This window comes from Bacillus sp. ISL-55, from assembly GCF_018613155.1.
Lineage (GTDB): Bacteria > Bacillota > Bacilli > Bacillales > Cytobacillaceae > Mesobacillus.
This window is the reverse complement of record NZ_JAGGQU010000024.1, coordinates 45,163-65,028: the sequence shown is the minus strand read 5'-3', so window position 1 is coordinate 65,028 and position 19,866 is coordinate 45,163. Positions and strand designations below refer to the sequence as shown.

Here is a 19,866-nt window from a genome sequence, read left to right as displayed (position 1 = left end):
TTAACCAGAATAGCGGAGTTATTCACAAAATAGCACTTTAATCGAAAAAAGCCAGGGTTTATTCACAAATGAATAGAGTTATTGACATTTTATTCGTAATTAAGTTTTTCCGTGAAAACTACTAGTTTATTCGCTGAAATTAGTAGTTTATTCGCTTGAAGTTATTGCGGATTTTCTCCAGTACCTAGCCCATTCTCATAAATTTTCACATTAGCATATATGGCAGATAGAATCGGCGCAGCCAATCCAGACTGCGCAGCTTCCTCCAGCAAGTAGCCAAATAGGTGGTCGCCTTCTGTCAGCAGTGACTTTTCCATATCACGCTGCAGGGAGGATTTCATTGCTTGTCCAATTTCTTTCATTTTCTCAAGGGTCGCCTCCGTAGCGCCTGGTGCAAGCGGCGCGCAAATTCTTTCCACGATCTCGGCAGTTTCATGTACCAGAAGCTGAATGGTTTTCCAGCCATGCTCCTGTTCGCGAATTGGACCAATCGGTGCTCTAAATAAGGAGGTAATCCCGCTCAGTGAAGTGATGAATAAGTATTTATGCCACATTTCCTGCTGAATTTTTTCAGAAAGTCGGAAGCTTGCTTTTGTTCCACTGAACGCTTTTTCCAGCTGTTGAATCCGTGCCGTTTTTTCGCCATTCCGTTCACCGAACACTAAATCATGGATTGGACTGGTTTGAACTATTTTTCCATCTTGAGTCAGGGTTGTCTCGATAAAGCATAGGCCTCCAATGACCTTTTCAGGCCCGAATGCCTCTATTAACACATCAAGATGAGCCATTCCGTTCAATAATGGCAGGACCATCGTCGCTTCCCCTACATAATGCCGGATGTCCTTAATGGCTCCTTCCAAGTGGTAGGACTTTGTTGAGACAAGAACAAGATCAAATGGCTCTGCATTTTCTCCTGCCAAAACCGTTTTAGGTTCAGGGACATGCATATTACCATGAATGCTTTCCACCACCAACCCATTTGAACGAAGCTGCTGCTGGCGCTTTTCACGCACCAAAAACGCGACATCTTCTCCTTTTTCCAACAGGCGTCCGCCAAAGTAGCCGCCAATCGCGCCTGCTCCTACGATCAATATTTTCATTTCCATCAACCTCCTGGACTATGTAAAAGTGCACGCCTAGATTCAAGCGTGCACAATCCTTATCTTATTATTATACGAGAAAGGCCGCCAGCAGCCCTCCTGCAGTAATGAGAACAATGATGATTTTTGCGAAAAGGGGAAGCTGCTCTTTCCCTTTCTCATTCACCTGGCTTTCCTTCTCGTTGACTGATTTGCGGTACTCCGGACTGCAGCATCCGCTCATCGTTACGCCACCTTGTTATAGCCGGAAATATCTTCTTCAAGCGGGATGTTTTTAGCCCGTGCCTTTTTAGCAGCGTTGAAGAAAATAACTGTGACGACAACTGTTACGATTAACGCGCCAATATTGGATACAGTGAGCGACTGGCCGAATCCGATTTGGGCATTAAGAATATAAGAAGTTGTAGCTGCTGTCATGAACATGCCCGGAATCATTGCGATCCAGTAGTTCTTCTTGGCGATGAACAGGTACATGGCGCCAACCCAGAGCGCGATGACAGCTGTTGATTGGTTAGCCCAGGAGAAGTATCTCCAAAGAATAGTGAAATCCACTTTTGTCAGTGCGAATGAGATCACAAATAGTGGAACAGCGATCCATAGACGGCTGGCGATTTTCTTTTGTGAAAAATTGAAGTAGTCAGCGATAATCATACGTGCGCTTCGGAAAGCTGTATCACCAGACGTAATTGGGAGTACGATTACACCTAGAACGGCAAGCGTTCCGCCGATTGCGCCAAGCATCGCTGTTGAAGCTTCACTTACGATAGCAGCAGGTCCGCCGTTCGCAAGCATGTCGTTCAAGCCGTTATAGCCATCGAACAAGCTCATTGCCGCAGCTGCCCAGATCATAGCGATGACACCTTCAGCGATCATCATTCCGTAGAAAATTTTGCGGCCATTCTTTTCATTTTGCGTTGTACGTGAAATGATCGGCGTTTGTGTTGCATGGAAACCTGATAGCGCTCCACATGAAATTGTTAAGAACAATAGCGGGAAAATCGCTGCATTACCAGGGTGGAAATTCGTTAAAGACAATTCAGGAATCGGTGCACCAGTAATGACAAGCATTGCGCCTACTCCGACTGCACTGATCAACAGCAATGCACCGAAGATTGGGTAAAAGCGACCAATGATTTTATCAACAGGAAGCAATGTCGCTAAAATATAGTAAATAAAGATTGCCCCGATAATCAGTCCCATTGTTACTTTTCCATCCATCAGATTGTGAAGCAAGCCAGCTGGAGCTGTGACGAAAACGGTTCCAACTAATAGTAAAAGAAGAATGGCAAATGCATTAACAACATGCTTCATGAATTTGCCGAGGAATTTTCCCGCTAGTTCAGGAAGATGTGCGCCTCTGTTACGAATCGAAATCATCCCTGTTAGGTAATCATGGACAGCACCAGCGAAAATAGCACCAAGGACGATCCAAAGGAAAGCAACCGGTCCGTAAAGCGCTCCCATGATTGGTCCAAAAATAGGCCCAACACCTGCGATATTAAGAAGTTGAATCAAAGAGTTTTTTGCTGTGGACATTGGCACATAGTCAACGTCATCCTTATGTGTATAAGCCGGAGTGTTACGACCTTCGTTGACCCCGAAAACCTTTTCTACAAATTTGCCATACGTAAAATAACCAATAATTAAAAGTGCGATACCAGCTAGAAAGGTATACATATGAAACCTCCTCAAAGTAAGTTGTATGCGTTTTCATTAAGTATAATAGAGATGGAGAAATTGTGGCTGTTTTGTGAACAAGATGCATGAAAATGAGCCTGACGTGCAAAAAATGTCGATTAAAATGCAAAAAAAGCATCCTTAAGATGCTTTATGCGAATTATAATTCCAGCTGTGTCCTCAGTGCTTTTACATAATTCCGGCTGACTGACAGCATTTCAGCACGGCCTTCGATTTCCAATTGATAGGCACCGTTGAACCATGGGGTGAGGCGGGTGACATAATCCAGGTTCACGATATAGCTTTTATGAATGCGAAAAAAAGAGTATGGCGTAAGCCGCGTTTCAAGATCCTTCAAGGGAATTCTTGTTTCGTATTCCCTGGTTTTGGTGACGATTTTTGAGTATTTCTCCTCTCTGGATATGAACAGAATATCCTTCGGGTCTAGATAAAAAATTTCTCCTTCACCTTCAACGGCTAGTTTGCCAGTTTGCTTGCCGGCCTCTTGTTCGGCAGGCATCAGGTAATGCTTCTCAATCCTGAGAACTGTCTCCATCAGCTGATTCTCATCATAGGGTTTAAGTAGGTAATCAACGGCCTCGTATCTAAAAGCCTCTGCAGCAAATTGCGGATAAGCAGTTGCGAACACAAGCAGTGGTGTTTTCTTCAATTCCATCATCGCTTTCGCTGCTTCCATTCCATTCATTTTTGGCATTTCGACATCAAGGAAGACAACATCCGGATGGAGCTGCAAGGCCTTCATGACCGCAGCTTCACCTGATTCAGCTTCCCCGACAACCTGGATGGAAGGGAAGGACTGCAATAAATGCTTCAGCTCATCCCGGCTGTATAATTCGTCATCAACGATTAAAGTACGTATCATCTTGTCCATCTATTTTTCCTCCGCTTGTGGAATCGTAAAAGAAATCTCCGTTCCATTTCCGGGCTCACTTTTAATCAGCAGTGAGGCTGATTCCCCAAAATTCATCGTAAGCCTTCTGTTCACATTGAAAAGGGCGATCCCGCTGCCTGTTTCAGAATCAATTATTTGTTTGCCTAACTGATTGATCCGTTCCTTACTCATTCCCTGTCCATTATCCCTCACTGTTACTACGGTGCTGTTATCGGCTTTATAAATCTCTATATTGATTTGGCAGTCATGATCCATATTCTTTATTCCATGTTTTACAGCGTTTTCTACAATTGGCTGCAGCGTCAGCGGCGGAATTTTTACAGGCAAAGCATCATCCTCAATATCATAGGTAACCTTCAGCTTTTCTACAAATCGGGCCTCTTCAATAGATAGATAGGCTTTAACATGGGCCAATTCCTGCTCAAGTGTTGTCATCGATATGGTCGTCGCTGTCAGATTCTGACGCAGAAAATGGGAGAGAGAGACAAGCAGCTTTCTCGCTTTAGCGGGGTCAATCCTGATCAGCGATGTGATGACATTCAATGTATTGAAAAGGAAATGGGGGCTGATTTGCGCCTGAAGCGCTTTTACCTCTGCTTCCTTGGCGAGCTGATAGGCTTTTTCAGCTTCTGCGATTTCAAGCTGATTGCTGAGCAGATTGCTGAGTCCGGAGATCAGCTCTATAACGACATTGGTGATTTCTTTTTCTGATTTAAAATAAAACTTCAGCGTGCCAATCGTCTCATCGCGCAGTTTCAACGGAGCGATCACTGCAGCGCCAAGAGGGCAGCTTTGCTCTCGGCAGTGAATCGTTTCATCATTGGCAACAACAAGTTTGCCGCTTTTCAGTACATCTCTTGTAATCTGAGTCTGAATTGGACTTGTGGAGCGATGATGGTCATCAGCAAGACCGACATGTGCCAGGATTTCTGACTGGTTTGTGATTGCGACCGCACTAGTCTGAACTTCTTTATGCAGAATCTCGCAGACCGACCGTGCTGAATCGGGATTGATGCCCTTGCGTAAGTAAGCAAGCGTCTGGTCGGCGATGCGCAATGTTTTTTGCGCAAGCATCGCACCAGTCTTTTCTTCCTCGGAAACAACATTTTTGATCACCATTAAGAATAAAAGGGAACCGAGCCCATTTGCGATAATCATCGGAACACCAATGATCTCAACCAGTGTTTGCGCTTGCTCATAAGGCTTCGCAATCAATAGGATAATCAGCATTTGCACGGTTTCGGCAATCGCCCCAACCAGAAAGGCTGTCCTCAAATTAACATTGTTTTTCTTCTTTTGAAAACGGCCGGCGATGATTCCGGCAACAATGGCCGCAAGTCCGCAGGCAAGAGCGGTGAACCCGCCGAGTGTGAAACGATGCAGTCCCGCAATAAGGCCTGCGCCAATACCGACCTTGTAGCCGCCAAGCAGACCGGCAATCACGATTCCGATAACACGGGAATTGGCAATCGCTTCATCCGAGGCGAGATCCGCAGCCCAGGGGTTGAACTGCAGATTATCCGTTGAGAAGCTCATGCCTGAATAGGTACCAATAATCCCGAAAAAACCAAAGAAAACAATTGCAAAGTATTGCTGTCGCCTGTTCAGGGAATCATGGTAAATCAATCCCCGGAAGAAGCGAAACCTCGTTAAAATGAAAGCAATCGTCACAATGATGCCAAGCCGTTCCAGCATCGTAATGAGTAATTCGAACATAACCGTACTCCTCAGGAAGTATTTGCATTCATTTTAAATGAATGGTCGAGAAAAACAAAGATAATGAGCTGTACTGTTGGAGTTTTACACAAAAAAGAAGCCTGGCATGCTGCTGTCAGGCATTGTACGGAAGAAATTGCTTATTTTGATAGTGCATTTATAATAGAAGGGAATGGTTTATAGCGAAATTTTGATTTTTATAGCGTTTTTACCATTTTTATAGCGAAATTTTTCGTTTTATAGCGAAAATAAAATTTTTATAGCGATTTTAGAAATTTTATAGCGAAATGGAAATTCCTCGAGATTTTTTCCAGTACAAGTAGATGATTAAAATCGCTCGGCTGCGTAAATTTTGTTGAGCGTTTTATTTTATTGGCGAAGTTTACAACTTTATTGGCGAAAATCCCTCTTTTATTGGCGAAAATAAAAATTTATTGGCGAACTGGAAATTTCGTGCGTTTTTTTCCAGTTCGCCAATATGAGTGGCTAAAATATGTCGATATCGCCGCTTGATACATCAGCGTTAATTTCGTATTTCCCGTTTCCATGTTTGCCGTGAAGACGATTATCGGATTCTTCTTTGTTTTCAAGCGGGAATTGACTCGAAATATCACCGCTGCTTATTTTGCCATTCATCGTAAAATCTGCATCGTCTGGCAAATCGAGCCCGATATTACCTGAGCTTACGTTTAAGTCTACGTCATCTGTCAATGAATCCATCTGGATGTTAAGCTTACCCGACGACACATCTGCCTCAAGCTTGCCAGAGTAGTTTTTAACATGGACGCTCCCGGAGCTGATATCAAATGAACCAGACCCCGCAGCAATTGAGTCGAATTCAGCTTCTCCTGATGAACTTTGGTGTTCAAGTGTTTCAACGTCCAGATTCTCCAAAACCATGCTACCTGATCCGATTTCAATCGCAAGATTCTTCAGCTTCATCGGAGAGTCGACCGAATCTCCTTTGAATACCACTTCACCTGAGCCGAGCTTGATCTGCATATTCTTTTCATAGTCTTCAGGTATATAAACTGTCAGAGACGTTTTATCCAACTCAAACCAGTTGAACCAGAAGAAGCCTTTGCGTTTAACAGCAACCTTAATCTCATCGCCATGCTTATCAACTTTTACCGTACCTTCGCCCTTTAGCTCGGCACGAACATCATCTCGGTCTTCTGCAACAATCACTGTCTCGACACTGGAAATATCAATCGCGATATTTTCTGTCTGGCTGGTCACCTTTACCGCGTCTTCCGCTTTTGCAAAATTAACTCCACTGCCATCAAACATATAATTCCAAACGATGTAAGCCCCTGTAATCAACAGGAAAATAACCAAAATCCGCTTCATTTTTAAAATCTCCTCTCAGGTCTCATTCTCATTCTATATTCAGAATACGGCAAAACATTCTTCTCCCCAATGCACCTCCGCTTTAAATCTCGATAGGACCTGAGGCGGATTTTGAGTTAAGCCGCTCATAAAAAAAGCCAGATTCCGTTCAAAGTCTGGAATCTGGCCTCTTGTTGTTATTCGTTATGCTTTCGTTTCATAAAGTTTGGCAATCTCTACAATGGTTTCAACGGATTTCACCATATTATCCACAGAGATATATTCGAACCTTCCGTGGAAGTTCTCTCCGCCTGTAAAAATATTCGGTGTCGGCAGTCCCATATAGCTCAGCTGTGAGCCGTCTGTGCCGCCGCGGATCGGTTTGACGATTGGCTTGATGCCGAGGTTTTCCATTGCCTCATAGGCAATATCGACGATTTCTTTTACCGGCTCGATCTTATCCTTCATGTTGTAGTACTGATCATTCATTTCAAGCTCAACGCGGGTTTCACCGTAAGTAAGCTTCAGTTCATTGGTGATTTGCAGCATTAAATCCTTCCGAGCCTGGAAACTGTCTCGGTCGAAATCACGAATGATATAGTGCAGTGTTGTTTCTTCAACATCGCCTTCAATAGAGCTAAGATGGAAGAAGCCTTCATAACCTTCTGTATGCTCAGGTGCTTCTTCTGCTGGCAGCTTGCTGTTGAACTCCATCGCGATCTTCGCTGAGTTCACCATTTTTCCTTTTGCCGTACCCGGGTGGACGTTTTTGCCTTTAAAAGTCACCTTGGCGCTTGCGGCATTAAAGCTTTCATATTCCAGCTCGCCAAGCGGTCCGCCGTCAACGGTATAAGCGAACTTCGCATTGAATGCTTCAACATCGAACTTATGCGGCCCTCTGCCAATTTCTTCATCTGGTGTGAAGGCGACACGGATTTTGCCATGTTTGATTTCGGGATGTTTGATCAAATAAGCCATTGCCGTCATGATTTCAGTAATTCCGGCTTTATTGTCAGCACCGAGGAGGGTAGTTCCGTCAGTCGTAATCAATGTATGCCCCTTATACTGGGGAAGCTCAGGAAAATCGGCAGGCGAAAGGATGATATTTTGTTCTCCATTAAGGATGATCTGGTTGCCATCGAAGTTTTCCACAATCTGCGGATTGACATTTTTGCCGGTAAAATCAGTGGCCGTATCGACGTGGGCAAGGAAGCCGATAGTTGGGACCTTTTTATCGGTATTGGCAAGAAGTGTCGCCATCACATAGCCATTTTCGTCAATCGTCACTTCTTCCATTCCAATCGTTTTTAACTCCTGTACAAGCATGTTGGCAAGTGTCAGCTGGCCTTCTGTCGATGGAGTGGTCTCACTGTTTTCATTGGACTGGGTGTCCACTTTCACATATGAAGTGAATCTTTCAATGATCTCGTTTTTCATTACCATTCATCTCCCATTACTATGTATATTTTCATATTAGCATAGAACATCAGAAACGCCATTTTAAAGGAATCTCAAAATTCAATTTTTGAGGTATAATGGTGAAAAGGAGGCTGGGGAATTATGGGATATGTTTTAACCGCTATTGTCCTGTCTGTCGTGTTTTATTCGATCTACAAAATAATCACATCCGGAAAATTGCCAAGCAACAACTATACTCCATTTGATGATCTTACTGAGGGGAAAAAGCCAAATGATGATTGATATTGGAGTAATTATTGTTCTGATGCTGTCGCTCTGGTCCATCACGATTACACTGTAAAAATTGGCTGACAGAATCATGGAAAAACAGGAAAAGCAATATGAACTGCTCAAAGAAATCAAAGATTTGCTAAAAAACGAAAAATAGCAGAATAGGATTTTATGCTTTACATAAATAAAAGTTAAGGTTAGGATGGAAATAATTGAATATTGAATTTACTACTAGGGGTGCCCTGTCACGGGCTGAGAGGAAGACGTTAAGTCTTTTAACCCTTCGGACCTGATCTGGGTAATACCAGCGTAGGAAAGTAGTGTGAGAGATGTTTTTCTTACTTTGCTTTTAAGCCAGGTCCATTTATATGGATCTGGCTTTTTTATTTTATTAAGGAGGTTTCAGGATGGAAAAGAAAGAGATTGTTATACTGCTGGACAGAGTCCGCAGGGAGAACCCGCTCGTACATAATATCACCAATGTGGTGGTGACCAATTTCACCGCCAATGGATTGTTGGCTCTGGGTGCTTCTCCGGTAATGGCCTATGCTCATGAGGAGGTTGCTGAAATGGCCAAAATGGCGGGAAGTCTTGTCATCAATATCGGAACGCTGAGGCCAGAAGTTGTAGAGTCGATGCTGATTGCCGGGAAAGAGGCAAATAAGCAAGGTGTACCGGTCATTCTCGATCCAGTAGGTGCGGGCGCGACTGTGTATCGCACCGAAACGGCAAGAAGGCTGATGGAAGAATTGGAGATTGCGATTATCCGAGGGAATGCATCCGAGATTGCCAATGTTGCCGGGGAGAGCTGGAGTATACGAGGAGTGGATGCAGGTGAATCCAGTGGGGATGTTTTCGAGCTTGCTGTTTCGGCTGCGAAAAAATTGAAGACGGTTGTTGTTCTTACTGGTAAAGATGACATTATTACTGACGGACATACTGCATTTATTGTCCAGAATGGGCACCACATGCTCACAAAAGTGACGGGCACCGGCTGTTTGCTGACTTCCGTAATCGGCGCATTCACTGCTGTTGAAAAAAATATCCTCCAAGCCGCAACAGCAGCAGTAACCATCTATGGAGTGGCAGCGGAAATGGCTGTGGACAATAGTGCTGATCGCGGACCTGGAAGTTTTCAAATTGAATTTTTAAACCAGCTCTACCTGATTTGCGGAAACGATCTGATTGAGAAAATGTCTTTTTCTCAAAAGGAGGTCGATTGATATGGAAAATGCTTTAACAATTGCCGGATCCGACAGCGGCGGCGGTGCTGGCATCCAGGCAGATCTGAAAACCTTCCAGGAGCTGAAAGTTTTTGGGATGTCCGCGCTGACCGCTGTGACAGCGCAGAATACGCTTGGAGTCCAGGGAGTCTATTCGATGAAGGCAGTAGCAGTCGCCAGGCAAATTCAATCTGTCGGAGAAGATATAGGGGTCGATGCATTGAAAACTGGAATGCTTTTTAACGCTGAAATCATTGAAACCGTTGCTGAAAAAATAAAGCATTTTGATTGGGATAAGGTCGTTGTCGATCCGGTCATGATTGCGAAAGGAGGGGCATCTCTGCTTCAGCATGAAGCTGTTTCTGCCATGAAAGAGCATTTGCTGCCGCTTTGCCTCGTGGTCACACCGAATATTCCCGAAGCAGAAGTGCTGACCGGGATGACTATTCACAGTCAAAATGACAAAAAGGAAGCAGCAAGGCGCATCCATGAACTTGGAGCAAAAAACGTCGTCATAAAAGGCGGTCATGATGAGGATGCAAAAGAGTCTGTTGATCTCCTTTTTAATGGTGCAGACTTTGAGTTCTTCTCAGTTCCGAGAATTGAAACGAAGAACACTCACGGAACTGGCTGCACTTTTTCCGCCGCTATCACTGCACAGCTAGCGAAAGGATTGACGGTATATGAAGCAGTATCTGTAGCGAAGGAGTTCATCCATGCAGCCATTGCAAACCCGCTGAATATTGGCCACGGTCACGGCCCGACAAACCATTGGGCTTTTAACAGCGAGAAAGGAAGGACCTCGACATGGCAAAGATAAGTCCTGGTAAAATGAGAAGCTTGCTCAAGGTGTATTTTATCACCGGCAGCACGAACTGCCTGCAGGATCCTCGAACCGTGCTGGAAGAGGCGATTCGCGGGGGCATCACTCTTTTTCAGTATCGTGAAAAAGGGAGCAATTGCCTTGAAGGGGCGGAAAAGCTGGCGCTGGGAAAAGAGCTACAAAGAATCTGCAAGGAAAACGGCATTCCGTTCATTGTGAACAATGATATCGACCTGGCTCTTGAGCTAGATGCGGACGGCGTCCATATTGGTCAGGAGGATGAGGATGCACAGGAGGTCCGAAAAAAAATCGGTGACAAAATTCTCGGAGTATCGGTGCATTGTGTAAAAGAGGCAGAAAAGGCAAAGCTTGCAGGTGCGGATTATTTTGGGATTGGCCCGATTTTCCCAACAGAAACAAAGAAGGATACAAGAGATGTTCAGGGAACTGCACTTATCAAGGAGTTAAAAGATTTTGAGACTCCGATTGTCGGTATCGGAGGAATTACCGCTGAGAATGCTTCGCTCGTGATCGAAGCCGGAGCAGATGGAGTTTCAGTGATTACGGCGATCAGCCATGCAGATGACGTCAGAGAAGCTGCAGCCAAATTAAGAGGAAAAATTTTTCACTAAATGGAGGGTAAAATGAGAAACACACAAAAGCTAACACTTACTGCTATGATGGTAGCCATCGGTACAATGACCAGTCATATGTTGTTTATCCCGCTTGGTATTGTGAAGGTATTTCCTGTGCAGCATTTCATCAATATTTTGTCTGCCGTGCTGCTTGGACCATATTACGCGCTAGCCCAGGCGGTTGGCGTTTCACTGCTGAGAAATTTGATGGGGACTGGTTCAGTCTTTGCCTTTCCAGGAAGCATGATTGGTGCACTCCTGGCTGCCTATTTATATAAAAAAACGCAGGAAATAGGTTTTGCTTTTGCCGGTGAGGTAGTTGGCACAGGAATCATCGGTGCAATTGCCAGCTATCCAATCGCGGTACTTTTTCTTGGGCAGGAGGCAGCTGTATTCGGATTCATTCCCGCGTTCCTTGCGAGCTCACTGGCTGGGGCGACATTAGGCTTTGTTCTTTTGAAAATTTTTCTGAGAAATGCTGGTGGAAGTATTGAGATGACCAGTAAGCTATAATTTGGAAATAGTTTCTTACTTATGTCTTTAGCTGGAAATGGATGAATTCCTGCTATATGATAAATAATAGAGTCATATATTCCAGCTGAAAAGGGTGACATTTTTGAACAAAGAGAACAAGCTTGGATTGGTAGTGGACGTAGAGACAACTGGACTTGGTCCGGATTCAGATGAAATAATAGAACTGGCTGTGAAGCTCTTTTCCTTTCATGAGGAATCAGGAGAGATTATCGATTTTCTCGATGAAGATTCTTATTTAAGGGAACCGCTATCGACAACAGCGCAAAGAAATTATGACAGGGCCTACCGGATTCATGGAATTCATTATGATACGGTACGCGGCAAAACATTTTACGACGAGAAGATCATGGAATACTTCAATCGCACGGATGCGATTTTTGCCCATAATGCCTCGTTCGACAGAAGCTTTTTATTAAGGATGTATCCAGAAGTCAACGAGTTGAAATGGTATTGCACGATGAAGAATGTTAAATGGAAGAACCACGGCTTCCCAAACAGCAAGCTGCTGACTTTATTGCAGGCGCATAACATTTCGAAATTCCAGACGCACAGGGCGATGGATGACATTACATATTTGACGGAACTGCTAAAGCAGCAAAACCCAAATGGTGATTATTATTTGAAGGAAGTATTGGATTATGGTCCAATGCGAAAGTACCAGCCTGCGCAAAAACAAAGAAGAAGGATGTTTTATTAGAAAAGGTGCCTGTTTTCTCAGGCACCTTTTGTATTTTTATAGGACATATAGATAAACGCTCAGGAAATGGGCAGTGCTTCCGAGCATGATGAAAATGTGGAATATTTCATGGAAACCGAGATGCTTGGAACGAAGGAAGTCAGGTTTCAACGCATAAATGACGCCGCCGATTGTGTACAGTATTCCTCCGGCAACCAGCCAGAATATACCGGCAGGATTCAAGACGGATGATAGGGGGGAGACGACGAAAATTACCATCCAGCCCATGACAATATAGATAGAGGTAGACAGCCATCTTGGACTGCTGAACCAAATCATCTTAAAGAGGATTCCGCACAAAGCAGCGAATGTAATGATGCCGAACAATGTCCAGCCTGTGACTCCATTAAGGCTGATCAGGCAAAACGGTGTATAGGTGCCGGCAATCAATACGAAAATCATGGAATGGTCGATTTTTCTAAGGAAAGCGATCACGCTATCTTTGCTGATGACCATATGATAGGTCGCAGATGCAGTATAAAGAAGGATCATGCTGATGCCAAAAATTGTGACAGAAGTAATAGCCAGCGCTGAGCCGGTGGTAAGCGAAGCTTTGATGACGAGCGCAAGGAGGCCTGCAAAGGATAGTAAAGCACCGGCAAGATGAGTCAGGCCATTAATTGGTTCGCGGATGTAGCTGTTCATTTTTTAACCCCCATATCACTTTATGTAGTATTGATAACTACTTATAATAATATACACATAACGATACGTAGTCAATGTTTACGATTGTGTTTTTTTGCATTATAATAAAATAAAAACATGAGGGATTACTATTGAATAATTTAGAACAGCTGCTGGCTGAGCTTAAACTTGAAAATAATATCACACTGGAAGACATCCCGGAAATCGACTTGTACATGGACCAGGTGATCCAGCTATTCGAAAAGAATTTTGGAAGCTCGACACGGAATGAGGATGAAAAAGTCCTGACGAAAACAATGATTAACAATTACGCAAAAGGGAAGCTGTTCTTCCCTATAAAAAATAAAAAGTATTCGAAGGAGCACCTGATCCTGATCAGTTTGATCTATCAGCTAAAAGGTGGTTTATCGATTCAGGATATCAAACAGACACTCGAAGGGGTTAACCAGAAGACTGAGTCGAAGGATATGCCATTAGGCCACTTTTATCAAAGTTATTTGAAACTTTATGAGAAGAATGTTGAAATTTTCAGCGAGGATGTCCTGAAAACGGAACAAGATGTTAAACAGGAAGTGAAGAGGCTGGAAGCAGATGAACCTGAGGAACTCGAAACGGTATTATTGATTGCTTCACTCATTAATATAAGTAATTTTTACAGAAGGACAGCAGAAAAGCTGGTTGATAGGCTTGGAGCTGAAAATAAGAAAAAGGACTGAATTCAAGGTGTATTTGACAGTAAAGGAAGCAGCAGAATATTTATCGATCCCCGAATCGAAAGTAGAAAAGATGATTTTTCAGCGGAAAATAAGGGCCATTCACGATGGCGACCAAAACTATTTGATCTATAAAGATCAATTCAACTCGCACATGAAACAGATGGAGAAATATAAGATACTTGTCGAGGAAATCATGAATGAACCGGTGCCTGAGGATATTGACATTAAAGATGAGGATTAAAAAAACGCGAAAGGACTGATCCTTTCGCGTTTTTAGTTCGCAGATGGTTCGACTCTTTTCATTTTATCCTCGTGCTTGATCGGCAATTGAACGATTACTTCTGTACCTTTATCAGGCTCGCTATTAAACTTGATTGTGCCATTATGGGATTGAACGATTTTGAAACTGACAGTCATTCCAAGTCCGGTACCTTTTTCTTTGGAAGAATAAAAAGGTTCGCCAATTCTTTCAAGGAGCGCTTTTGATATTCCTACACCCTGATCCTTAACCATAACTGTAACATTGTTATCAAAGCTCTCGAGTGTGATGCTGACGACATCACCCGCTGAAGATGCTTCAATTGCATTTTTTAAAATATTGATGAACAACTGCTTCAGCTGATTCGGCTCGCATTCAATCATGACAGGCTCACTTTGTACCTGAAACGCGATTTGGATATTATGCAGGCTCGCTTCTGATTTTAAAAGTGAAATGACATCATGTAAAATAACCTGCAAATCTGCTTCCGAGTATTTAATTTGCTGCGGCTTGGCCAATAATAGCAATTCGCTGACGATATGGTTGATCCTGTTCAGTTCATCGATCATGATCTGGTAGTATAGCTGATGCTTCTCGTCCTCCATCTGCAATAGCTGGACAAGTCCCTTTAAAGATGTAAGAGGATTGCGGATTTCATGGGCTACGCTCGCTGATAGCTCACCAACTACAGACAGCTTGTCCGTTCTTCGCAAACGCTCCTCAGTTTGGCGAAGTTCCGTAACGTCCCTGGAGTTGCAGATTATTCCCGCAATTTTATCATTCACAATAATCGGCAGGGAAGTGCTCTGGAAAATGAGTGGCTTACCGTTTTTCTGCAGTAATTCCAGTTCAAACATTTGTGGACAGTAATTTTCCACCACATTGGCAACCTTATCTAAAACAATCTGTCTGTGGGAATCCGGAATTAAATCTGCAAGGTTTTTTCCGATATACTCGTCCCTGCTATAACCAGTGATTCTTTCAAACTGTGGATTAAGATTTGTGATCGTCCCATTCAAGTCGAGCATAGAAACAATATCAGGACTATACTCAAATAATGACCGGTATTGCTGCCTGCTCTCTTCAAGGAGAGTTTCAACGTGTTTCCGTTCAGTAATATCCCGTCCCATGATGACAAGACCTTGCCGGCTTCCATCATCGTTGAAAAGCGGCACTTTAATCGTATCAAACGTCTTGGTTGTTCCGTCCGGCTGTGGAAGCACTTCCTCGACACGGATTATTCCGCCTGCCTTCCATGCTTCTTCATCGGATATCTCGCAATATCTTAATGCATCGCTGAAATAATTACTGTATTCCGCAAGCTCCGAGTCTTTCTTTCCTCTATAGTCAACGTGTTCAATATCAAACAGTTTTAAACCAAAATCATTGGCTTGTATCCATCGGCCTTCTCCATCCTTGAAATTGACGAAATCGACCATTGAATTGATCAGTGTGGACAGTCGCTCTTCTTCTTCTTTTGACGCACTCAATTCTTCCATCTTCGAGATGAAAAAATAGAAAAACCATCCTGCCAACAAAACATAAAGGACTTCCTTAGTATGTTCAATAATGGCAACAAAGTCTGAAGGAGCGTATAAATTCAGCAGGTAATTGGTTCCGAAAATCCAGGCAATGCTCAGTATGAAAAAGATTAGGACATATTGCTTTTTTTTCATCTCTTGACTCCTAAAGTAAGCAGTAGCTTACGCAATTTAAATAAGTGTTACTTTTCTATAGTAGCACAATTCATCCAATTAAAATTAAGATTATTTTTAATTTATCTTCTCTTCCATTTGGAAAAATATACAAAGGACCGAATTGGATTCGGTCCTGTTTATTACCAGATAAGAAAGTATGAATTTTCACTTCGAGAATTGTCTAGCTCCAGCGCTTGTCGGGGCTGAACAAGGCGCTTGCGCTTTTCTTATTAAAAATCTCCATCAGTGGCCTGGAATGGAATATTCAACCGGTTTTCAACTGTCCGCAGCCTCTGGTTCAATCGATTTAAGCGGCGGGTGTGTCGTTCGTCATTTTGATTTAAACGGGTAACCTCATTATTAAGACGTCCAATTTCCCTGTTAAGCCTTGCAATCTCCCTGTTTTGTCGGCCAATCTCTTTATTCTGTCTATCCAGCTCTGTTTTTTGAACCTGGATTTGCCGTTCAAGCTGATTGACCCTCCGTTCAAGAGCCGGCTGCCTTGCGTGATCATGTGGTTCCTGCTGTTGCGTGTAATAGTTGAAATCATAATGAGTATAAGGGTCAAATTGATGCGGACTGTAAGCATAGTGATTCGGATACATACGGGCACACTCCTTAGTTTTAGCCTGAAAATAAAATTCTCTATAAAATATGTAGGTAAACGCGGAGAGTGATGGGCTTTAGCCTAAGAGAGGAAAAAACTGGTGAAGTGGCGAATGGATAGACAGGTGGTGAGAGTTTAATGGGAATGTCGAGTTACTATCAAGATCTTCGTAATAAATTGGGAAGTGACCTGATTTTTATGCCCAGCGTGGCAGGAATAATCAGGAATGAAGCTGAGGAAATTTTATTCCAGAACAAAGGAAATGGAGAGAAGTGGAGCTTGCCAGCGGGAGCAATCGAATTAGGCGAAGCCCCGGCGGAAGCCGTTGTACGCGAAGTATGGGAAGAAACCGGTCTGCATGTTGTACCAGAAAAATTACTGGGTGTTTACGGAGGCAAAGAGTTCAGATATGAATACCCGAATGGCCACAAAGTTGAATATGTTGTGTTCGTATTCGATTGCAGACCCGTCGGGGGAGAGCACAATCCATTCGACAGCGAGACTGTGGAACTCCGATATTTCAGCAATGAAAACAAGCCGGAATTGGCGTTGCCTTATCCTGAGAGCATTTTTATTAAAGCGGATAGTGAAAAGGCTGATTTCAAGTGGAATGAAGAATGGCTGAAAAAGAGGTGATGAAGTTGTGGATTGCAAAGTAAGAAAGGGCAATATTCATTATGAAGTCAATGGGGAAGGGTTCCCCCTGCTGATCCTTCATGCCATGGGTACAGACCATCGTTCGATGAAGGGCTGGCTTGAACCTGTTTTTAATAAGATTGAAGGGTTCCAAAGAGTATATATTGATTTACCTGCCCATGGGCGGAGTACTATTGACGATAGTGTGAAATCAACGGATGACATACTAGGAAATCTGCTTGACTTTATTGATGATACTTTTGAGGAACAAAAATTTTCGCTGATTGGTGCTTCCTTTGGCGGTTATCTAGCACAAGGTATTCTCCATAAGAGAAGAGTACAGGTACAAGGGATTTGCCTTTTGGCTCCAGCACTGCATGTAAAAGAAAGGAACCTGCCAGAACGAAATGTTTTAGAGAAGGATGAAGAGCTGCTTTCAAATCTTGAGCCTGATATCCGCACCGCATTTGAAACTTTATTCATCCACCAAAATGAAGCAACATTCGAAACCTTCAAGCAAGAAATCCAGCCTGGCAGGCTTTTGGCCAATCGCGATTTTCTTGCTTCGGATTGGAAGGCCAATTATTATTACATGACTGATGAACCATTTCACGAAGTGCAGGCTATACCGAATCCGGCACTGTTGATCCTTGGCAAGCAGGATTATATATGCGGATATAAAGACCATTTCTTTTTACTGGATAAGCTCCCGAATTCCACAATGGCTGTATTGGATCGTGCTGGCCATATGCTGCATGTTGAGAAGCGTGAACTTGTCCAGGCTATATTTGGGGATTGGCTGACAAGCAGTCATTAAAAAAGAGAGCGCAAATCCGCGCTCTCAACCTTTCCGTAGTTGTTCTAAAATAACCTGTGCCTCATAACCGGCGGCGAAATCAATAATCGTTGCTTCTTCACCTTTGATCGCTTTTACAAGATTATCAACCAATGAATCTGTCAGGCTCTCGTCGGCTTCCAAAGGACCAATCTCCTCGCCAAGCTTGCCGCCTTCGAGTTGCCCCCAGTTTAAGAGTGATAATGTTCCTTCATCGCCATAGGCAGTGAAGGAAATTTCCTCCTTGCCAGCAATCTGGCTCATGCCATCAATCAGTACAGGAGTACCATCCGATATCTCGAGAATGGCTAGTATCGCATTTTCACTAGCCTGTGGGTCTTCAGGGAATTGAATCTGGACATCCTTCACTTCTACCACACCGAAAATCTTTTGCAGTTGCTGGATGAAATGAACCCCAACCTCAAGAACATAACCACCCTGTTCCTTGCTCGCAACCCACGCATTCAGCTGCCAAGGGCGCGGCCACTCTGGGAAATGCATCTTCAATTGGACTCTTCTCAGCTTGCCAACATAATGATCCTGAATTAATTTCGCGAACGTCTTGCTGCCTGGGCTATAGTTCAGCGGAAAATTCATCGCATGTACCACACCTGCATCTTCAGCTTGTATCAATAGACTTTCAGCTTCCTCAACCGAGTTTGCCAGCGGCTTTTCACACAAAATATGTATGCCCTTAGTGAGAACATCAGATGCTACGGCATGGTGGAACTTAGGGGGAACAGCGACATAAACAAGATCTAAATGCGTCTCCTTTAGCATTTCCTGATGGTTTGTGAATGCCGGAATACCGCCAAGTTCGGCTGCCGTTTCCTTCGATCTTGCTTCCATAGCGTCACACACAGCCGCAATTTCCATTTCCGGGTGTTCCTGAAAACCTTTTATCAAACGCTGGCCAATCGCACCCAGGCCAATCACTCCAACTTTTATCATAGGGAACCTCCATACAATCTTTTGTAAACTATTATACAGATAATTTTATTTATTAAATAGTTTAGTGAGGCGAAATAGTAAACTTGAATTGAAAAGAGAAAACGCTGCCGTGTTTGGCAGCGTTTTTACTTTGATTCTAGTCAATATCAGGCTGAAACCCTATTAACTTAGCTTTTTTATCAGCTGTTGGATCTGCATCCGGGAAGGTGATCACAGAGGCGATATAATCCCAGCGCAGGAACATGTGGGTGATACAGGTTTCCTCGACCTGGTCTTCGGCGGGTATGGCGGTTCCATCTTCCTTTTGGACTGGAGTCCGCTTATAGCAAGGATTTTCAACCCAAATCCCCATATTCTCGGCATGTACCATTTTTACAAGATACCATTCATCCGGCTGAAAGATTCCCGTGATATCTCCAATCATGCTTTCGGGAAAATTCTTCAGTTTAACTTGCACCTTTTGGTTAACATAAGCGTCTAAAAACATGGACAATCTCCTTTCCTGAAAAGACTCATCTTATACCTACTTCCTTTTTCAGCAAGAAATAAACATGAAAAAAAGGCCAATTAAGGCCTTTTATAAAAATAACACCATCAATTCTTCGTCATGATAGGTTCCATCAATGACCATGGCTTTTTTATCTATTCCATAAATTTCAAACCCAAGAGAAGCATACAGTTTTTTCGCTGGCTCATTGCTGGCGTTTACTGTCAGGTAAATCTGCTCTACATTTGTTAACTCAGTTGCCTGTTGGATGGCCATCTTCATTAAAAGTCTTCCAGTGCCATTACCGCGCTGTGAAGGAGTCACGTACATGGCAAAAATATTAGCACGGTGCCTTATTTTAACTTTCCCTTCAGGAACAAGGGTAACAACTCCAACAAGTTGTCTTCCGTTGAATGCTCCGAAAGTGTATGTGAATTTACTATCTAGCCTTTGCCCGTAATCCGATGCCTCATAATACATCTCATCTTCATAACTCGAGCTGAATGCCTCAGGATTCTTAATTAAGGCCTCATGGCGAAGGGATCGATAACTCTCAGCATCCCCGCCATTTAATCGTCGAATTTCCATTATGCTCACCTCTGTAAAAATCGTTGCTTTATAGAGTTCTAGATTAGCAGCAGGTTTTCCTTTTAAAAAG

At 43.3% G+C, this 19,866-nt stretch carries 23 protein-coding genes and 1 riboswitch; of the genes, 10 read left to right on the top strand and 13 right to left on the bottom strand.

From position 1 onward, the window contains the following. Nucleotides 1-161: 161 nt before the first annotated feature. From J7E32_RS13420 to pepT, 7 genes are all read right to left on the bottom strand, one after another. On the bottom strand, nt 162-1,100 hold the full coding sequence (locus J7E32_RS13420) for a ketopantoate reductase family protein (protein ID WP_214908094.1): 939 nt from the start codon (nt 1,098-1,100) through the stop codon (nt 162-164). A 70-nt stretch (nt 1,101-1,170) separates the two neighbouring features. Continuing rightward, nucleotides 1,171-1,323 carry a hypothetical protein gene (locus J7E32_RS13415; protein WP_214908092.1) on the bottom strand — a complete coding sequence of 51 codons (153 nt, stop codon included), beginning with the start codon at nt 1,321-1,323 and terminating at the stop codon, nt 1,171-1,173. 2 nt (nt 1,324-1,325) lie between these two features. Beyond that, on the bottom strand, nt 1,326-2,777 hold the full coding sequence (locus J7E32_RS13410) for a carbon starvation CstA family protein (protein ID WP_214908090.1): 1,452 nt from the start codon (nt 2,775-2,777) through the stop codon (nt 1,326-1,328). Between the two features lie 160 nt (nt 2,778-2,937). Further along, on the bottom strand, nt 2,938-3,669 hold the full coding sequence (locus J7E32_RS13405) for a LytR/AlgR family response regulator transcription factor (RefSeq protein WP_214908088.1): 732 nt from the start codon (nt 3,667-3,669) through the stop codon (nt 2,938-2,940). After that, nucleotides 3,670-5,406, bottom strand: a complete 1,737-nt coding sequence (locus tag J7E32_RS13400) for a sensor histidine kinase (protein WP_214908086.1) — start codon at nt 5,404-5,406, stop codon at nt 3,670-3,672. Nucleotides 5,407-5,892: 486 nt separating this feature from the next. Next, nucleotides 5,893-6,756, bottom strand: a complete 864-nt coding sequence (liaG, locus tag J7E32_RS13395) for a LiaG family protein (RefSeq protein WP_214908084.1) — start codon at nt 6,754-6,756, stop codon at nt 5,893-5,895. Between the two features lie 183 nt (nt 6,757-6,939). Further along, entirely contained in the window at nt 6,940-8,172 is a 1,233-nt protein-coding gene (pepT, locus tag J7E32_RS13390; protein ID WP_214908082.1) for a peptidase T, read from the bottom strand. Between the two features lie 123 nt (nt 8,173-8,295). Here pepT and J7E32_RS13385 point away from each other — a divergent pair, with 123 nt between their 5' ends. From J7E32_RS13385 to J7E32_RS13360, 6 genes are all read left to right on the top strand, one after another. Continuing rightward, entirely contained in the window at nt 8,296-8,436 is a 141-nt protein-coding gene (locus J7E32_RS13385; RefSeq protein WP_214908080.1) for a hypothetical protein, read from the top strand. A 211-nt stretch (nt 8,437-8,647) separates the two neighbouring features. Then, nucleotides 8,648-8,757, top strand: a riboswitch (TPP riboswitch). A 74-nt stretch (nt 8,758-8,831) separates the two neighbouring features. Beyond that, nucleotides 8,832-9,647 (top strand): hydroxyethylthiazole kinase, encoded by an 816-nt coding sequence (gene thiM / locus J7E32_RS13380; RefSeq protein WP_214908077.1) that lies wholly within the window; start codon nt 8,832-8,834, stop codon nt 9,645-9,647. Between the two features lies 1 nt (nt 9,648). Beyond that, nucleotides 9,649-10,467, top strand: a complete 819-nt coding sequence (thiD, locus tag J7E32_RS13375; protein ID WP_214908074.1) for a bifunctional hydroxymethylpyrimidine kinase/phosphomethylpyrimidine kinase — start codon at nt 9,649-9,651, stop codon at nt 10,465-10,467. Next, nucleotides 10,455-11,102: a thiamine phosphate synthase gene (gene thiE, locus J7E32_RS13370; RefSeq protein WP_214908072.1), complete on the top strand. Its 648-nt coding sequence runs from the start codon at nt 10,455-10,457 to the stop codon at nt 11,100-11,102. Before thiD ends, thiE begins: the two co-directional genes overlap by 13 nt. A 12-nt stretch (nt 11,103-11,114) precedes the next feature. Next, on the top strand, nt 11,115-11,618 hold the full coding sequence (gene thiW, locus J7E32_RS13365) for an energy coupling factor transporter S component ThiW (RefSeq protein ID WP_214908070.1): 504 nt from the start codon (nt 11,115-11,117) through the stop codon (nt 11,616-11,618). Nucleotides 11,619-11,721: 103 nt separating this feature from the next. Continuing rightward, on the top strand, nt 11,722-12,336 hold the full coding sequence (locus J7E32_RS13360; RefSeq protein WP_214908068.1) for an exonuclease domain-containing protein: 615 nt from the start codon (nt 11,722-11,724) through the stop codon (nt 12,334-12,336). 36 nt (nt 12,337-12,372) lie between these two features. On the opposite strand, the gene trhA is transcribed toward J7E32_RS13360, so the two are convergent. Further along, a complete protein-coding gene (gene trhA / locus J7E32_RS13355; RefSeq protein WP_214908066.1) occupies nt 12,373-13,020 on the bottom strand; it encodes a PAQR family membrane homeostasis protein TrhA in 648 nt (215 codons plus the stop codon). Nucleotides 13,021-13,151: 131 nt separating this feature from the next. Between trhA and J7E32_RS13350 the strand changes: the two genes are divergently transcribed. Next, nucleotides 13,152-13,736: a DUF1836 domain-containing protein gene (locus J7E32_RS13350; RefSeq protein ID WP_214908064.1), complete on the top strand. Its 585-nt coding sequence runs from the start codon at nt 13,152-13,154 to the stop codon at nt 13,734-13,736. A 7-nt stretch (nt 13,737-13,743) separates the two neighbouring features. After that, complete coding sequence (locus J7E32_RS13345) at nt 13,744-13,977, top strand: excisionase family DNA-binding protein (protein WP_214908062.1); 234 nt, start codon at nt 13,744-13,746, stop codon at nt 13,975-13,977. Nucleotides 13,978-14,009: 32 nt separating this feature from the next. Here the strand turns inward: J7E32_RS13345 and J7E32_RS13340 are convergent, their stop codons facing one another. Next, nucleotides 14,010-15,671: a PAS domain-containing sensor histidine kinase gene (locus tag J7E32_RS13340; protein WP_214908060.1), complete on the bottom strand. Its 1,662-nt coding sequence runs from the start codon at nt 15,669-15,671 to the stop codon at nt 14,010-14,012. A 251-nt stretch (nt 15,672-15,922) separates the two neighbouring features. Continuing rightward, nucleotides 15,923-16,297: a hypothetical protein gene (locus J7E32_RS13335; RefSeq protein ID WP_214908058.1), complete on the bottom strand. Its 375-nt coding sequence runs from the start codon at nt 16,295-16,297 to the stop codon at nt 15,923-15,925. A 140-nt stretch (nt 16,298-16,437) separates the two neighbouring features. On the opposite strand from J7E32_RS13335, the gene J7E32_RS13330 reads away from it, so the two are divergent. Together J7E32_RS13330 and J7E32_RS13325 are read left to right on the top strand one after the other, a co-directional pair. Continuing rightward, nucleotides 16,438-16,935, top strand: coding sequence for an NUDIX domain-containing protein (locus J7E32_RS13330; RefSeq protein WP_214908056.1), 498 nt, complete (start codon nt 16,438-16,440; stop codon nt 16,933-16,935). 7 nt (nt 16,936-16,942) lie between these two features. Beyond that, nucleotides 16,943-17,752 carry an alpha/beta fold hydrolase gene (locus J7E32_RS13325; RefSeq protein ID WP_214908054.1) on the top strand — a complete coding sequence of 270 codons (810 nt, stop codon included), beginning with the start codon at nt 16,943-16,945 and terminating at the stop codon, nt 17,750-17,752. 24 nt (nt 17,753-17,776) lie between these two features. On the opposite strand, the gene J7E32_RS13320 is transcribed toward J7E32_RS13325, so the two are convergent. The 3 genes from J7E32_RS13320 to J7E32_RS13310 form a co-directional block, all read right to left on the bottom strand. After that, the gene (locus J7E32_RS13320; protein ID WP_214908052.1) at nt 17,777-18,721 is read right to left on the bottom strand and encodes a Gfo/Idh/MocA family protein; all 945 of its coding nucleotides are present in this window, start codon (nt 18,719-18,721) and stop codon (nt 17,777-17,779) included. A gap of 136 nt (nt 18,722-18,857) precedes the next feature. Next, nucleotides 18,858-19,208, bottom strand: a complete 351-nt coding sequence (locus J7E32_RS13315) for a hypothetical protein (RefSeq protein WP_214908033.1) — start codon at nt 19,206-19,208, stop codon at nt 18,858-18,860. Nucleotides 19,209-19,298: 90 nt separating this feature from the next. Next, nucleotides 19,299-19,796, bottom strand: a complete 498-nt coding sequence (locus J7E32_RS13310; protein WP_214908031.1) for a GNAT family N-acetyltransferase — start codon at nt 19,794-19,796, stop codon at nt 19,299-19,301. Nucleotides 19,797-19,866 lie beyond the last annotated feature (70 nt).

What these genes read in the sequence shown, in the direction of transcription:
- J7E32_RS13420 (WP_214908094.1), bottom strand. Translation starts at nt 1,100, where the DNA reads ATGAAAATATTGATCGTAGGAGCAGGCGCGATTGGCGGCTACTTTGGC.
- J7E32_RS13415 (WP_214908092.1), bottom strand. Translation starts at nt 1,323, where the DNA reads ATGAGCGGATGCTGCAGTCCGGAGTACCGCAAATCAGTCAACGAGAAG.
- J7E32_RS13410 (WP_214908090.1), bottom strand. Translation starts at nt 2,777, where the DNA reads ATGTATACCTTTCTAGCTGGTATCGCACTTTTAATTATTGGTTATTTT.
- J7E32_RS13405 (WP_214908088.1), bottom strand. Translation starts at nt 3,669, where the DNA reads ATGGACAAGATGATACGTACTTTAATCGTTGATGACGAATTATACAGC.
- J7E32_RS13400 (WP_214908086.1), bottom strand. Translation starts at nt 5,406, where the DNA reads ATGTTCGAATTACTCATTACGATGCTGGAACGGCTTGGCATCATTGTG.
- liaG (WP_214908084.1), bottom strand. Translation starts at nt 6,756, where the DNA reads ATGAAGCGGATTTTGGTTATTTTCCTGTTGATTACAGGGGCTTACATC.
- pepT (WP_214908082.1), bottom strand. Translation starts at nt 8,172, where the DNA reads ATGAAAAACGAGATCATTGAAAGATTCACTTCATATGTGAAAGTGGAC.
- J7E32_RS13385 (WP_214908080.1), top strand. Translation starts at nt 8,296, where the DNA reads ATGGGATATGTTTTAACCGCTATTGTCCTGTCTGTCGTGTTTTATTCG.
- thiM (WP_214908077.1), top strand. Translation starts at nt 8,832, where the DNA reads ATGGAAAAGAAAGAGATTGTTATACTGCTGGACAGAGTCCGCAGGGAG.
- thiD (WP_214908074.1), top strand. Translation starts at nt 9,649, where the DNA reads ATGGAAAATGCTTTAACAATTGCCGGATCCGACAGCGGCGGCGGTGCT.
- thiE (WP_214908072.1), top strand. Translation starts at nt 10,455, where the DNA reads ATGGCAAAGATAAGTCCTGGTAAAATGAGAAGCTTGCTCAAGGTGTAT.
- thiW (WP_214908070.1), top strand. Translation starts at nt 11,115, where the DNA reads ATGAGAAACACACAAAAGCTAACACTTACTGCTATGATGGTAGCCATC.
- trhA (WP_214908066.1), bottom strand. Translation starts at nt 13,020, where the DNA reads ATGAACAGCTACATCCGCGAACCAATTAATGGCCTGACTCATCTTGCC.
- J7E32_RS13340 (WP_214908060.1), bottom strand. Translation starts at nt 15,671, where the DNA reads ATGAAAAAAAAGCAATATGTCCTAATCTTTTTCATACTGAGCATTGCC.
- J7E32_RS13335 (WP_214908058.1), bottom strand. Translation starts at nt 16,297, where the DNA reads ATGTATCCGAATCACTATGCTTACAGTCCGCATCAATTTGACCCTTAT.
- J7E32_RS13330 (WP_214908056.1), top strand. Translation starts at nt 16,438, where the DNA reads ATGGGAATGTCGAGTTACTATCAAGATCTTCGTAATAAATTGGGAAGT.
- J7E32_RS13320 (WP_214908052.1), bottom strand. Translation starts at nt 18,721, where the DNA reads ATGATAAAAGTTGGAGTGATTGGCCTGGGTGCGATTGGCCAGCGTTTG.
- J7E32_RS13315 (WP_214908033.1), bottom strand. Translation starts at nt 19,208, where the DNA reads ATGTTTTTAGACGCTTATGTTAACCAAAAGGTGCAAGTTAAACTGAAG.
- J7E32_RS13310 (WP_214908031.1), bottom strand. Translation starts at nt 19,796, where the DNA reads ATGGAAATTCGACGATTAAATGGCGGGGATGCTGAGAGTTATCGATCC.